This window comes from Leptospiraceae bacterium (assembly GCA_016708435.1).
GTDB lineage: Bacteria > Spirochaetota > Leptospiria > Leptospirales > Leptospiraceae > UBA2033.
Map to the genome: position 1 here is coordinate 367402 of JADJFV010000001.1, position 12333 is coordinate 379734.

At 36.2% G+C, this 12333-nt stretch carries 13 protein-coding genes; 2 read left to right on the plus strand and 11 right to left on the minus strand.

Going from position 1 to position 12333, the window contains the following annotated elements; all coding sequences use genetic code 11:
• Positions 1 to 9 precede the first annotated feature (9 nt).
• On the minus strand, positions 10 to 588 hold the full coding sequence (locus IPH52_01820; GenBank protein MBK7053779.1) for a TetR/AcrR family transcriptional regulator: 579 nt from the start codon (positions 586 to 588) through the stop codon (positions 10 to 12).
• Positions 589 to 725: 137 nt separating this feature from the next.
• Here IPH52_01820 and IPH52_01825 point away from each other — a divergent pair, with 137 nt between their 5' ends.
• The gene (locus tag IPH52_01825) at positions 726 to 1442 is read left to right on the plus strand and encodes an HAD family hydrolase (GenBank protein MBK7053780.1); all 717 of its coding nucleotides are present in this window, start codon (positions 726 to 728) and stop codon (positions 1440 to 1442) included.
• A 169-nt stretch (positions 1443 to 1611) separates the two neighbouring features.
• Here IPH52_01825 and IPH52_01830 read toward each other — a convergent pair whose 3' ends face one another.
• Genes IPH52_01830 through IPH52_01840 form a run of 3 tightly spaced genes read right to left on the minus strand, consistent with a single transcriptional unit; the run spans position 1612 to position 4598 of the window.
• Entirely contained in the window at positions 1612 to 2610 is a 999-nt protein-coding gene (locus IPH52_01830; GenBank protein ID MBK7053781.1) for an adenosine kinase, read from the minus strand.
• A 58-nt stretch (positions 2611 to 2668) separates the two neighbouring features.
• A complete protein-coding gene (locus IPH52_01835; protein ID MBK7053782.1) occupies positions 2669 to 3307 on the minus strand; it encodes a CoA pyrophosphatase in 639 nt (212 codons plus the stop codon).
• Complete coding sequence (locus IPH52_01840) at positions 3291 to 4598, minus strand: HRDC domain-containing protein (GenBank protein ID MBK7053783.1); 1308 nt, start codon at positions 4596 to 4598, stop codon at positions 3291 to 3293. The genes IPH52_01835 and IPH52_01840 overlap by 17 nt, the downstream gene beginning before the upstream one ends.
• Positions 4599 to 4626: 28 nt before the next feature.
• On the opposite strand from IPH52_01840, the gene IPH52_01845 reads away from it, so the two are divergent.
• The gene (locus IPH52_01845; protein MBK7053784.1) at positions 4627 to 6126 is read left to right on the plus strand and encodes an amidophosphoribosyltransferase; all 1500 of its coding nucleotides are present in this window, start codon (positions 4627 to 4629) and stop codon (positions 6124 to 6126) included.
• 24 nt (positions 6127 to 6150) lie between these two features.
• Here the strand turns inward: IPH52_01845 and IPH52_01850 are convergent, their stop codons facing one another.
• From IPH52_01850 to IPH52_01880, 7 genes are all read right to left on the minus strand, one after another.
• A complete protein-coding gene (locus IPH52_01850) occupies positions 6151 to 6648 on the minus strand; it encodes a DinB family protein (protein ID MBK7053785.1) in 498 nt (165 codons plus the stop codon).
• Between the two features lie 3 nt (positions 6649 to 6651).
• A complete protein-coding gene (locus tag IPH52_01855; GenBank protein MBK7053786.1) occupies positions 6652 to 7803 on the minus strand; it encodes a glycosyltransferase in 1152 nt (383 codons plus the stop codon).
• Positions 7804 to 7849: 46 nt separating this feature from the next.
• Positions 7850 to 8572: a hypothetical protein gene (locus IPH52_01860; protein ID MBK7053787.1), complete on the minus strand. Its 723-nt coding sequence runs from the start codon at positions 8570 to 8572 to the stop codon at positions 7850 to 7852.
• A gap of 98 nt (positions 8573 to 8670) precedes the next feature.
• Positions 8671 to 8961: a late competence development ComFB family protein gene (locus IPH52_01865; protein MBK7053788.1), complete on the minus strand. Its 291-nt coding sequence runs from the start codon at positions 8959 to 8961 to the stop codon at positions 8671 to 8673.
• An 8-nt stretch (positions 8962 to 8969) separates the two neighbouring features.
• The gene (locus tag IPH52_01870; GenBank protein ID MBK7053789.1) at positions 8970 to 9428 is read right to left on the minus strand and encodes a YkgJ family cysteine cluster protein; all 459 of its coding nucleotides are present in this window, start codon (positions 9426 to 9428) and stop codon (positions 8970 to 8972) included.
• Between the two features lies 1 nt (position 9429).
• The gene (locus IPH52_01875) at positions 9430 to 10479 is read right to left on the minus strand and encodes a DUF4340 domain-containing protein (GenBank protein MBK7053790.1); all 1050 of its coding nucleotides are present in this window, start codon (positions 10477 to 10479) and stop codon (positions 9430 to 9432) included.
• Positions 10476 to 12332, minus strand: a complete 1857-nt coding sequence (locus tag IPH52_01880) for a Gldg family protein (GenBank protein ID MBK7053791.1) — start codon at positions 12330 to 12332, stop codon at positions 10476 to 10478. The genes IPH52_01875 and IPH52_01880 overlap by 4 nt, the downstream gene beginning before the upstream one ends.
• Position 12333: the final 1 nt, after the last annotated feature.

The window sequence follows — 12333 nt, forward strand, 5'->3', positions numbered from 1 at the left end:
TAATATTTGTTATGAAACGTTAGTCGAAATAGATCCTATGAAAGAATCTAACATTTGTTTGATTAATAAAAAAATCTCTTCCTTTTCCTTGTTGTCATTGTGAATCATACTTTGAACCACTAGACCGAGGCAAAAGGTAAACATAGCCCCACTCGCTGGTGAGTCTCCAAAGCCAATTAGCTCACCTAGCGACTTACGGTAATAATTCGCAATGTCTCGAATGAAATTTTCAGGATCTTGCAAACCATTTTGTCTATAATAGTCAATGATTAGAAAAAGGACATTTTGAAAAAATATTTGGTTATTGGAAACGTATTGAAGTAGGTTATGAATTCTTTCATCAAAAGACTTTGTTCGATTAAATCTTTCTGTTAAAATGACAACTTGCTTACGGCTCAGTTGAAAAATCATTTGTCGAAAAATCTCTTCTTTACTTGGGAAGTAGTGGTAAAGCGTTCCAGTAGAAATTTGGAGTTCCTTTCCAATTTCTCGCATTGTCACGCCTTGAAAGCCGCCGCGGGCAAATAAATCAAAGCATTTATCTAGTAATTCCTCTCTGTATTCATCGTGATTCACTATCTTTGGCATAGGGTTCTCGCTTATTTATAACAAATGTTATAAATAACTTTATTTTAGAACGGATGTTCGGTCAACAAAAAAAACTAATTTTACTACGAAAAAAAATCAACTTGCCAATTACCTACTATTGATGAGAAAATGAAGCTATGACACTATTCCTAGACCTTGATAATACCCTTTACGATGCAAAATATGCCTATAGCTATACAATTTCAAAACTGGACGAAGAATGGATTCGCAAAGGTAAACTAGGAAATTTTATCAGTCTCTACGAAAAGGCAAGACAAATCACTAAAGTTGATTTAAAAGATCATAGTTCCAATCGCTTGCGTATTCTATATTTCAAAAAGATTTTCGATGACATTGACGGCAAATTGAATATAGACGCTACTCTAGAGCTAGAAGAATTATACTTTAAGAATTTTATACAAGGAATTCAAAACTACGTAAAAGCAAATCAGGCTAATTACAAGTTGCTGTTCAATCGGTTAAAAGAAATCTCAAACCAGCACAAAATATTCTTACTCACAAATGAAAACCTTCGCACTCAACTGATTAAGCTCAGTGCTTTTTTTCCAACCAACATTCCGATTCAACTTTTGACATCAGAAGAAATTGGAATAGAAAAACCGAGTTCAGATTTTTTTAAACGTGCATTAAAACTCTCAGGTTCGAAACCTTCTGAATGTTTGATGATTGGGGATAATCTCGTGGATGATATTAAAGGCGCACTCGGACAAAAGATTCCAAGTGTTTATTTAAAATCTATTTTCGGTGATATAGAATATTCAAAGACTAAAACTATAAGCGGTAAAAAATATACAGAAGTAACTAACGTTCTAAAAGCACTTTCACTTTTTTAAATTGGCACTGCACAATGCAGTCAAATTAAGATTTTTTTACCACAAAGAGCACGAAGTTCACGAAGGAGTTATTATGGAATCCTGTCTTTTCTTTGCGTTCTTCGCGGTTAATTTCTTCTTAGTTTTCTTAAGTTTACAGCATTGAAGAGCTATTAAGTAGTTATCCGAGTTAAGCCATTCCCGCTAATACATGATGGTGATCTTTTAATGCAATGGAAAGTCTTGCGCCAATCTCCATAATCATCTTGGAGGCAACGTAATTTCCCCATTTGCAAGATTTGGCAATTGAGTATCCGTGGGTTAATCCGTATAATACGCCAGCAGCAAATGCATCGCCAGCTCCATTTGAATCAACTGGATTGTGAACTGGGTAACCTGTTACAGGAGACACAATTCCATCAACTGCGATAAATGCGCCGCGTGAACCCCAAGTCATAAATACCAAATTACACATAGTTCCTAGTTGCATGATCGCATCTTCTGGATTGTCTGTTTGAGAAAGAGCCATTGCTTCATCATGATTACAAAATGCTATGTCTACAAATTCCTCGGTGAGTTTTACAAAATCTTCTCTAGAACGATTGACACAAAATGGATCGCTGTAGGTAAATGCCACTTTGCCGCCGTTCTTCTTTGCAATTTCCATTGTATGAATAGACGCATCTTTTGTATTCTGTCCATCCCAGAGATATCCTTCTACATAGGCAATTTGAGAATCTTTGAGTCTTTCTTCATGAATATCGCTTTTTGTTAAACTAGATGAGATTCCTAGATTGGTCAACATCGTTCTGTCTGCATCAGGAGTAGTGAGCACAACGCAAGTTCCAGTTTTACCTTCTCTAGAAGGTGGCACATCAAATATAATTCCAGCATGTTCCATATCCTTTTTGTAAAATCTACCATGCTCATCATCCGCAACCTTTCCGGTATAACATCCATTACCCCCAGAGTTTGCGAGCGCAATCATAGTATTTGCCGCACTTCCTCCAGAACGTAATTCCAATTTGTGTTCTTTTAAAAAATTTAAAAGCTTATTTTGACTTTCCGTATCTACTAAAGTCATAACACCTTTTTTAATTTCTGCCTTATTTAAAAAATCGTGCTCAATGCTTGCAAGAGTATCCACAAGAGCATTTCCTACACCAAATACATCATATTTCTTTGTCATTTACCTACTCACTTTTTGAGGAACTAATCATGGCAGAATATGATTTGAATTAAATAAATCAACTCTTTTTCGGAGGAGAGAAGAATGGCGGTGAATGTAAATTTGCCTTAACAAGCTCAGGCTTTTTTTCATAGCCACAAAAATCTTTTAGAAAATGATACAGGATATGACAGGTCGCCCCCCATAACAAGCCTTGCGGCAAATCAAAATAGTAAATATTAAATCTTCCTGACGGATGATTATTCCATTCAATTGTATAAAAAGGAGCGTGCAGTAGTTCTTCTAATTCAATCTGAATCATAAAATCTACTTCGTTTCTATTGACGTTAAAATTGAAATCGCCATTGTAAACTGAAATGTAAGGGGTAATATGAAAACCTGTTCCTGTATTCAAACCATTATAAGAACCAATGATTTCAAGTGTTTCGCGCCGCTCCCCTGTTTCTTCTTCCCATTCTCGCAGGGCAGTTTCGAGTAACGTTCCATCAGACTCATCAAACTTTCCACCGGGAAAAGAAATTTGACCTGCATGACTCTTTAAATGTTCACTTCTCTTAGTAAGAAGAATTCCGGTTTTATGATTCCCGGTTTGATAAAAAGGTAAGACCACAGAAGAAATCTTTAATCCATTTGATGAAATCTGTGGAAAATTAGTATTAGCCAATAACTCTTTTATTTTATCAAACTGTATCTTCAATTTTCTCGCTATCGTCTACAATCTCATTTTTTTCATTGGAAACAGGTTCAGCTTTATTCTCTTGTTTGGCTTCTTTTGGTTTGTTCTCTTTCTGTTTTTGATTTTGTTGCTCAGGCTTTTTAACTCTTTTTACCTTACTCAAAGGAACTAAATGATTTAATAAGTCATCATAACTTTCATTTTTCAAAGCTTTCAAAATAGAAGGACCATAATTTTGCACTTTCCATTCAGACATCAGTGAGAGGGCACGAAGCTCTTCTAAAGAATTAATTTTTGAGCGGATAATCAGGATTAGATTTTTATTTGAAAGTAACATCGTGTGATCGATATTTCTTTTTTTCATAATCTTATCTCTCCACTTACGCAATTGCTTAAATAAAGATTCTTCATCCGGTTTTAGTTCGTAGTCTAGTTTAGGAATATCAACTTTGTCGAGTGGTGTGCCTGTTGGGTTTTGTAAAATTTTAAAAAGTTCTGCTCCATCTTTTTTCCCGAGCAGAGTAACCAAGTTATCCTCACTCAATTCTTTCTTGACAATTTTTTCAATCGTTTCGTTATTTATTACTCGAAACGGAGCTTTGTTCATTCTCTTTGCTTTGTCATCTCTAAACTGCAAAATATCGCAAATGCCTCTTCGTTCTTCAGGAGAGAATTTATCTATGTTTGGAAATTTATGCCAGTGAATTTCATTTGTGACTTCTTTTGCTACATACGGCTCGTCAGCCATTTTTTCAAATTCAGAAATGGCTTCGTCTAAGATATTTCTTTTTTCTAACTCTGCTCTCATTGTAGTCCAGATAGATTCTAGATAAGCAGTATCGAGTGCGGCATATTGAAGTTGATATCTGTCTAACGGTCGTTTTTCCCAATTTGATTTTTGTTCTGTCTTAGAAAGAAAAATTTTATGATAGTATTCGACTAGGTAGTTCAATGAGTTATGCTCTAACCCAAGAAGCTTAGAGGAATACATAGTGTCAGCGATATTTTTAAATTCGAAACCAAAATCTCTTTTCAAAGCCTTAATATCATCAATTGCAGAATGAAATATTTTTAAGATAGAAGGATTTTTAAAAACGCCTGAGAGTGCTTTGATATCAATTTGTGCCATTGGATCTAAAATGAAATTTTTACCATTCGCAGAAATTTGAACTAAGCAGACTTTCGAATAATAAGTGTAGTAACCAGAAGATTCGGTGTCAATAGAGATCATCTTAGAATTGGCGAGGTTCACGACGGCAAGTTCTAAACTCTTTTTGTTATCGACGAGTATATATTTGGAATTGATTTGCATGTTTTTAATACAGTAAAATTGTATACCTATGGAAAATTCTAAGAGTTCTAAATTTAAAACCCTCACTTCTATCCAAAATAATATAACAACCCATGATGACAAACCAAAAGAGGAATGTGCTATATTCGGAATGTATAACAATGCAGAAGCTGCCAATTTTACCTATTTGGGGCTGTATTCAATGCAACATAGAGGTCAGGAATCAAGCGGAATCGTTTCGACCGATGGTGACAATCTCTATCGATATGCTGGAATGGGGCTAGTTGCCAATCTATTCAACCAAGAAAAGCTCAAAGAACTCAAAGGTCATGCAGCTATAGGACATAATCGCTACTCCACAACCGGAGATAGTTTTTTACGAAATGCACAGCCAGTTCGTGTGGAATGGCATCTCGGCGGAATCCCCCTTGCTCATAATGGGAATCTTGTAAATTCCTATGATATAAGAAAAAAACTCGGCGAAGAAGGAAGTATCTTCCAAACCACGATCGATTCTGAAGTAATCGTTCACCTCATGGCAAAATCCAAATCTAAAGTTCTTCTTGACGCACTAGCCGAAGCTCTTCGCCAAATAGAAGGAGCATACTCCTTGTTAATCTTAACAAATAAAATGTTAATTGCGGTGCGAGATCCAAATGGATTTCGTCCCCTTGTTATGGGTCAAAAGAATGACGGCACAATCGTGTTTGCCTCTGAGACTTGTGCTTTTGATATTACAGACACTCATTATGTGAGAGATGTTGCTCCTGGAGAAATGGTAGTCGTTGATAGCTTTGGGGTTAAGTCTTATTTTCCGTTCACTGAGCGCAAACACAGTCTATGTATTTTTGAATTCATTTACTTTTCTCGTCCTGACTCTTATATTTTTGGCGAATCAGTTTACAAGGTCCGTAAAAAATTGGGTGAATACTTATCGCGCGAACTTCCTGTTGAGGCTGATGTTGTTATACCGGTGCCAGATTCTGCGAACATTGCAGCCCTAGGATACTCCGAAGCAACAGGTATTCCTTATAGAACCGGTCTTATCCGTTCACATTATATTGGTAGAACATTCATTGAACCAGACCAAAAGATTCGTGACTTTGGTGCAAAAATAAAATACAACGTTGTGCGCGAAGTCATTGACGGCAAACGCGTAGTAGTCGTTGACGATTCAATCATGCGCGGAACTACAAGTCGAAAAATTGTAAAAATGATCCGTAACGCAGGGGCAAAAGAAATTCATATGCGAATTTCTGCTCCACCAACTGTTTCTCCCTGCTATTATGGAATTGATATACCTACGCATAACGAGTTAATTGCGTCTTCTCATACAATTGAGGAAATTCGAAAGTATCTGCGCGTTGATTCTATAGCATATCTCAGTATGGAAGCAACGCACAAATCAGTAGAGCAAGATGTAAAGAATTCAAATTATTGTGATGCATGTTTTACTGGAAAATATCCAATTAAATTTGATACATCAAAGCATAGTAATCAAAAGACTTTGTTTCAAGAATTTGGATTAGAGAATACAGCGAATTATTAAGACTTATCTTGCGAAAATGAGTTACTAAATATGTCCTCTGTAGGCACGAAATGCATTCCAAGTAATCTGAGCTTGACCCATATGACTTGCTTCGTGCCAATTGAGTAAATGAAGAATTTCTCTATGAGTCTTTTCTGCGGCTAAGTGAGGTTTGTCTTCAATTTTTTCTGGAGAGAGAGATTCGAAGTAGTTATGATACGGACTAGTTGTAGTTTCAAGTGCGGATAATATCTCTTCGACTTTGACAATAATCTTGGGATTAGGAACAGAGCCATTTCCATAAGCCTTTACTAAATCAGGATACTTTGCATCTTGGTTCAGTATTCGAAAGTTGAGATAACGATCATATGTCGCTGCACAGTGCATCAATTGCCAGGCGATATGCGCTCTTCCTTTTCCAAAAGGCATACTCCATTGAAGTGCTTCTTGTGCATAAGGAGTAGCTTCGATTTCTTTAATAAAGCCAATCAAACGGGAACGGATGTATTTATGTTGGTCAATCAGTGTATTAATTTCATTCATATTTTAGCGATTCTTCTCTTGCCATGTAAAATTTTTATTCAAGAAATAATTTCCAGCCGTTGCTAAAACGATTCCTGCGAAATTACAAAGATAAGTTAACTCAGGAAATAGATATTCAGGAAATGTATCTTGAATCAATTGATAGGTAAATCTCCAAACAGAAATTTGCACAATAAAACCAATGATAGAAACTATATTGAATTTAACAAATCCCTTTACGTTATCCGCAAGCCCATTGATCTTTGAATCACTAAACGTCCATAGATTATTGATTATATAATTACTCAATACACTTATTTCAAAACCAAATGCAACAGCAAGAAAAGGCTTTGTAAAATTATCATAATAGCCATGTGCACTTGCCGGATGTAAAAAACTCATGGCAATGAATTGCCCAAATAAATTTACAAATACACCGGTTAATCCAGTGAAACCGTATTTTAAAAATGTAATAGAAATAAAATTTCCAAATCGGATATCATAAAGTGCTACAAGATAATTTTGAATTACCGAGCCGGACATTTTTGTTTCGCCGTGAATGCGAGTTTTAAAAACAAAGCCAACTTCTTTTGCGCGAATTCCTTTTTTTCTAGCTAGAAATTCTAATAGAATTTTAAATCCACGCGGATTAATCACAGGCACTAGCTCTTCATATAAATCTCTTCTTAAAATAAAGAATCCCGACATAGGATCTCCAACAGGTATAGGAAGCATGATCTTTGCAAGTAGAGTTGCGCCTTTACTCATCATCTTGCGGATAATACCCCATTCTCCGTAACCACCATCACCCACAACACGACTTCCAACTACTATATCATGACTGGCAAGTTCGCCAATCATCTTAGGAATAATGTTTTCATCATGTTGCAAGTCTGCATCCATCACGCCAAGGTATTTGCCATTAGCCAGTGCCATACCGTCAAGCACAGCAGAGCTGAGTCCTTTTTTGTTGACTCTTCTTAATACTCGCACTCTCGGCTCTTCCGAAAATTTTTCTTGGACAACTTTCCAAGTTAGATCTTTAGAGTCATCATCTACAACAATGATCTCAAAGCTAATCTTGGAAGCGGATAATAGAGATATAACTCTAGGAATTAGAATGCAGATATTCTCTGCTTCATTAAATGTTGGAATTACTAAGCTGAAGTCTATCATTTAAAAATTTTATTGTGGAATTACGTTTGCTGCATTGCAGTTGATTTTACCGGAAATAGTAATTGGGGTTGAACCTGTCCAGCAGTATTATTTGAAACCAAGTACCAATTATATAATCTTGCGTAAAGCATTTCGTGGTAGTTATACTTGAAGTGCATTTACCATCTCCTGTGGTATTACATTCAACTGGAGTTGTTGTATTGCTTGCACTGCTTGGTGTAAATGTTCCTCTTAAGTTTAAATCTACAATTAAAAAAGTTAAATTCTGTGCAGCATTATTTGTTTCGTCTATATAGCCTAGACTCTGTCCTGTCCATTTCACCGTTCCTTGTGTCCCTTTGACTGTGTGTCCAAAAATTCCACCGGTTAATGTAAAACCTTGTTGTTGATCTAGCGCACCTTGGAATTGGTTGGAGTCGTATTGAAACTTCATAGTCAACGTTTCCCCAGTTTTAAAAACCAATTGGCTTAAGATAATTCTTCTAGATGTAGAAGTTCCTGTTGTTCCCGTTGTTGGAACCGCTCCCACCCCACCTGGAGTAGGCGTTGCTCCTGCCGTTGTCCCGGGCGTCGCAATACCACAGTTAGTCGTTAAGGATTTATCAATGTCACGAGTATTAAAATATGCCACTGAGCCTTCAGGACCAAGAAGAGAAGTGATTTCCGGAAATGCAAGCTTCGTCTTGTTCTCATCTTTGCTCTTGAGAGAAATATTTGTATTGCAAGATATGCTTGCAAGAATCAGTAATAATAGAATTATTTTATTCATAACTACCTTCTATCGTTTAGACATCGACTCGAACTTCAAGTAGTTTTTTATTTTCCAATCTTGTCATCCCCGAAATTTTCTGTCGGGGATGACAAAACCTATTTAACATAATGAATCGGATTTGCTTCTACCTTTTTAATACCGGCAAAGATTGCATTTCTAATTTCTTCGATGGAAAGAAGGTATTCCGGCTTCTTTCCTTTTTCCGCATAGATAGGAGGCAGTTGATTGAGAGCGTAAGCAAAAACATCTTGAACTGAAATTTGTTCCCAACCCCAAGCAGGATATTCTTGAATAATATTCTTTAGCTCGTTTCGAATATCTTCTTCCACGGAGTTTGCAACTTTACTCGTCCATTTCTCGATGTGAACTACATTTGATTGGCTCATAGGTTCCTCTATTTAGTTTTCTTCAAAGTCTTTTTTGGCTTCGAAACTACTTTCTTTGTTTTCTTTTTCTTCTCTTCTTCGAGATAACTGAGAAGTGCATCAGGTGTCATGAATAAATGAGTGTGATCTTTTCCAGTTCTAGAACAAGAAGACGCAGAGTAGTCTTTACATAGTTTCGGACGAGTTGGATAAATTCCACACTTTCCATCGCTTTGTAATTTTGTGCAGGGGGTAATAAAGAGTAAATTCCAGCCTTTGTCGTTATCAATATAAATCTGAACATTCTTGTGCAATAGATACCAAGTGTATAAGTCAATTTGATCTTTTGAGCGAGGCTTTTGAATATCAACAGAAACATACCTACAACAGCCTGTGCATTTACAACAAATCTCTGACTCGGTCATCTTATCTTCGTTTTCAAATTTTGGAAATACTAACGGAGTATCCCCTTTTGTTAATTCGAGCATTCTATTTTCCTTTTGGTTCTGTCCATTCAGGTTCAGATTGAATTTTTTTTAGCAAGTCAAGCATTTGTGAAACTGACTGCTCGGTAGTATAAGAAGGAGACTGTGCTGTAAGTTTTTCGACTTCTTTTAAAACCGGATAATAGGATTTATTTTTCAAATCGACTTTAGGGAAAAGCTTTATTTTCATGCGCAATCCATTTATTAAAAAAACATCTACTTGTGCGAAAGTCTCTGATGCAACAAGCTCCTTAGCTACAGCAAATCCTTCTCCGTCTGGCTCATCAGGAAAAAGTTCGGCTTTAAAGGATTGCAAGTAGGCAAATAGATTGGCTCCATCATTTGGATTCATTCTGAATTTTCCATTCACAACTTTATACCATTTACTGACTTGCACGCCATTTTTTACTTCAGGAATATTTTCAACCGTTAGGCGAATTCCATTTGCTTGAAATTGAATGCGAGCGATTTCAAATTCACCAAATCGTGTATAATATCTTTCTCTCAGTTCAAATGGAGAATTGGAAAATTTTTGAAAGATATGAGAGCCTGCGGTAAATAAGTCTTTGTCGCAAAGTAAATAGCGATACGACTTATCACGAGTTTCCTCTCCAAGATAAATTTTCTTTTCTATCTTTGAAGAGCTTTTTATTTCTAGAGAGGGAGAAGTCTCTGTTGAAATTTGAAATTTTTCAAGTAACTCTGGCTTGGCAGAATTGATTGACTTAGTAGTGAGCACAGACATTTCTGTAAAAAGATTTTTTACATTGTAATTTCCTTCATACAGATAAGGCTGCTTTGTATCGGTGTCAATTCCTTCAAGAGTAAAATGCGGCGCAGTCTTAAGTCCTGTTTCTATCTTTTTAAATACTATTTCAGAAGAAAAAAATTTTGAAAACTCTGAATTATTCTTAGGCGGAATATAACGAATCTCTTCTGGCTTGATTTTCCAGTAGCTTACATCCGTTAGCCCTTGTTCATGCCTTTCTTCTGATAGAAAGAATACAACGCCTAAAATAACAAAAGCTAAACCAATAAGTAAAATCTTTTTCATTTCTTACGCTTCCTTACAATCACATAGAACGAGAGTAAAGACACTACCAGCATTGGATACAGGAATAAACCAACTGACCAAATAATTATCTTTTGTGAATCTGAAATTGAAATAATCTCAAGCTCTTCTTTCTTTGGAATAATTTTTTCGGTAAGAGGAGATTGGTTGAGCCAGTTTACGCTATTGACTGCAAGGATAGTATTTAGATTGTATTGCAAATAACGGTTTGTAATCCAAGAAGTTCCCGAATAGATTACGATTCGAGCAGGATTTTCCGTCTTAGCAGGATTAGCCGCATCTTCCTTTGTAGAAAGAATTGTTCCGAGGATAAAACTATTTTGTTTTTCCTCTTTGTCTAGTTTGCCATTTTTATTCAAATCAGCAAATGCACTAAATCCTGATTCTAGAAGAGTCCAATTGGTTAAAGACGTGTTAGCCGTTGGCTTGGATTCAAAGTATCCATTTCCAAAAAACAAAACTCCTGTTTCTTTTTTAGTGAACAACTCTTCAATCGGATGAGCCTGAAATTTATTGGCGATAATTTCGGGTCTACCCTCAACTTGCCGCAGGTTCTCTTTCTTATATACAAGACCTGCTTTTTCAAGAAGCCAGGAAAAATCCTCTGTTCCTGCCGGATCTATCGTGATAAATAATTTTCCATTTCGCTCTATGTAAGAAAGAATAGTATTACGCGCTGTTTCGGAAAAGGCGAGAGTCGGTCCTGCAATAAAAAGAACCTCTGCATCATCCGGAATTTTTTCAGGCCAGCCCTCTGTAAAACCTAGCTCTTTGATTTGATAATTGTAAAAAGCGAGAACATTGGTTAGCTTTGTAATCTGTTCATCGGGCAAATTCTGAAAACCCGCTCCATAGCGTTCGCCATTAGACGCTGTAAAATAAATATTCTTTCGCGAAGTGGAAACATTGATAATACCCTGCACAAGTTTACGTTCAATGCTCTCTAAGTCTTTCTTTGTCTGAACAATTACACGCTCTTCTGTATACGGATTTGCACCCGAATCTGTGACAGCTTTAAGACTTCGAATCAAAATAATTCCATTCGAAACTTGCGGATAATCTGCCATTAACTCCTTTTCAACATCTGCATTTATAAACTTAACAGAAATAAAAGGACTAGCAGATTTTAATTGATCTAGAATAATTTCTACTTCGGGACGAATAAATCCAAGTGCAAAACTTTCCTCTCTAGTTCTATCATCCGATTCCAAAGGACGGGGGAAAAATGCTGTTACCTGTATTTCTTTTTTAACTTCTTTAAGAATTTGTCTAGATGTTGGGGAAAAAGAAAATTTACCAATAGCACTTAAATCAAAATTATAATTCTTTTGGACTGCAAAGTAATTTACAGCGACGAGTAAGGGGCTAATCCAGAGAAAACTATAAATCGTATTTTGTAGAATGGAATTCTTTTTTATTTTAAGATTGTGATATGCCTGAAAGGATTGGCGCGAGATTTCTAATAGAATTGTAAAAATTAAAAATGCTAGGGAGCTAAGAATGATTAAGATTAAAAGAAAATCTCTTACCTTGGGCAGAGAACTTGCTTGCTCGGCAATCCCCGCTTCCGTCGGAAAATCAAGATACTCCCGCAATTGATAGAGCAAAAATGAACTTAGCCCAATGCCTGAAACAAGAAAGCGCATTCTTCTTTGCGTATCCACTTCTTCTGTGCGAGACTGAATGAACCTATAAATCAAATCTGCCGAAACAAACAAGACTGCGATAATACTCCATAGAAATTTTCCAAAGGATGAAGTAAATGCGTCAGCCGAAATAAAATAAACAAAAAGGGAAACGAGAGAAATAAATGGAAAAAGTAAATTCAAATTCATT

Bases quoted from the DNA above. Each gene is read 5' to 3' on its own strand.
- IPH52_01820 (MBK7053779.1), bottom strand. From the start codon at position 588: ATGCCAAAGATAGTGAATCACGATGAATACAGAGAGGAATTACTAGAT.
- IPH52_01825 (MBK7053780.1), top strand. From the start codon at position 726: ATGACACTATTCCTAGACCTTGATAATACCCTTTACGATGCAAAATAT.
- IPH52_01830 (MBK7053781.1), bottom strand. From the start codon at position 2,610: ATGACAAAGAAATATGATGTATTTGGTGTAGGAAATGCTCTTGTGGAT.
- IPH52_01840 (MBK7053783.1), bottom strand. From the start codon at position 4,598: ATGCAAATCAATTCCAAATATATACTCGTCGATAACAAAAAGAGTTTA.
- IPH52_01845 (MBK7053784.1), top strand. From the start codon at position 4,627: ATGGAAAATTCTAAGAGTTCTAAATTTAAAACCCTCACTTCTATCCAA.
- IPH52_01850 (MBK7053785.1), bottom strand. From the start codon at position 6,648: ATGAATGAAATTAATACACTGATTGACCAACATAAATACATCCGTTCC.
- IPH52_01855 (MBK7053786.1), bottom strand. From the start codon at position 7,803: ATGATAGACTTCAGCTTAGTAATTCCAACATTTAATGAAGCAGAGAAT.
- IPH52_01860 (MBK7053787.1), bottom strand. From the start codon at position 8,572: ATGAATAAAATAATTCTATTATTACTGATTCTTGCAAGCATATCTTGC.
- IPH52_01865 (MBK7053788.1), bottom strand. From the start codon at position 8,961: ATGAGCCAATCAAATGTAGTTCACATCGAGAAATGGACGAGTAAAGTT.
- IPH52_01870 (MBK7053789.1), bottom strand. From the start codon at position 9,428: ATGCTCGAATTAACAAAAGGGGATACTCCGTTAGTATTTCCAAAATTT.
- IPH52_01875 (MBK7053790.1), bottom strand. From the start codon at position 10,479: ATGAAAAAGATTTTACTTATTGGTTTAGCTTTTGTTATTTTAGGCGTT.
- IPH52_01880 (MBK7053791.1), bottom strand. From the start codon at position 12,332: ATGAATTTGAATTTACTTTTTCCATTTATTTCTCTCGTTTCCCTTTTT.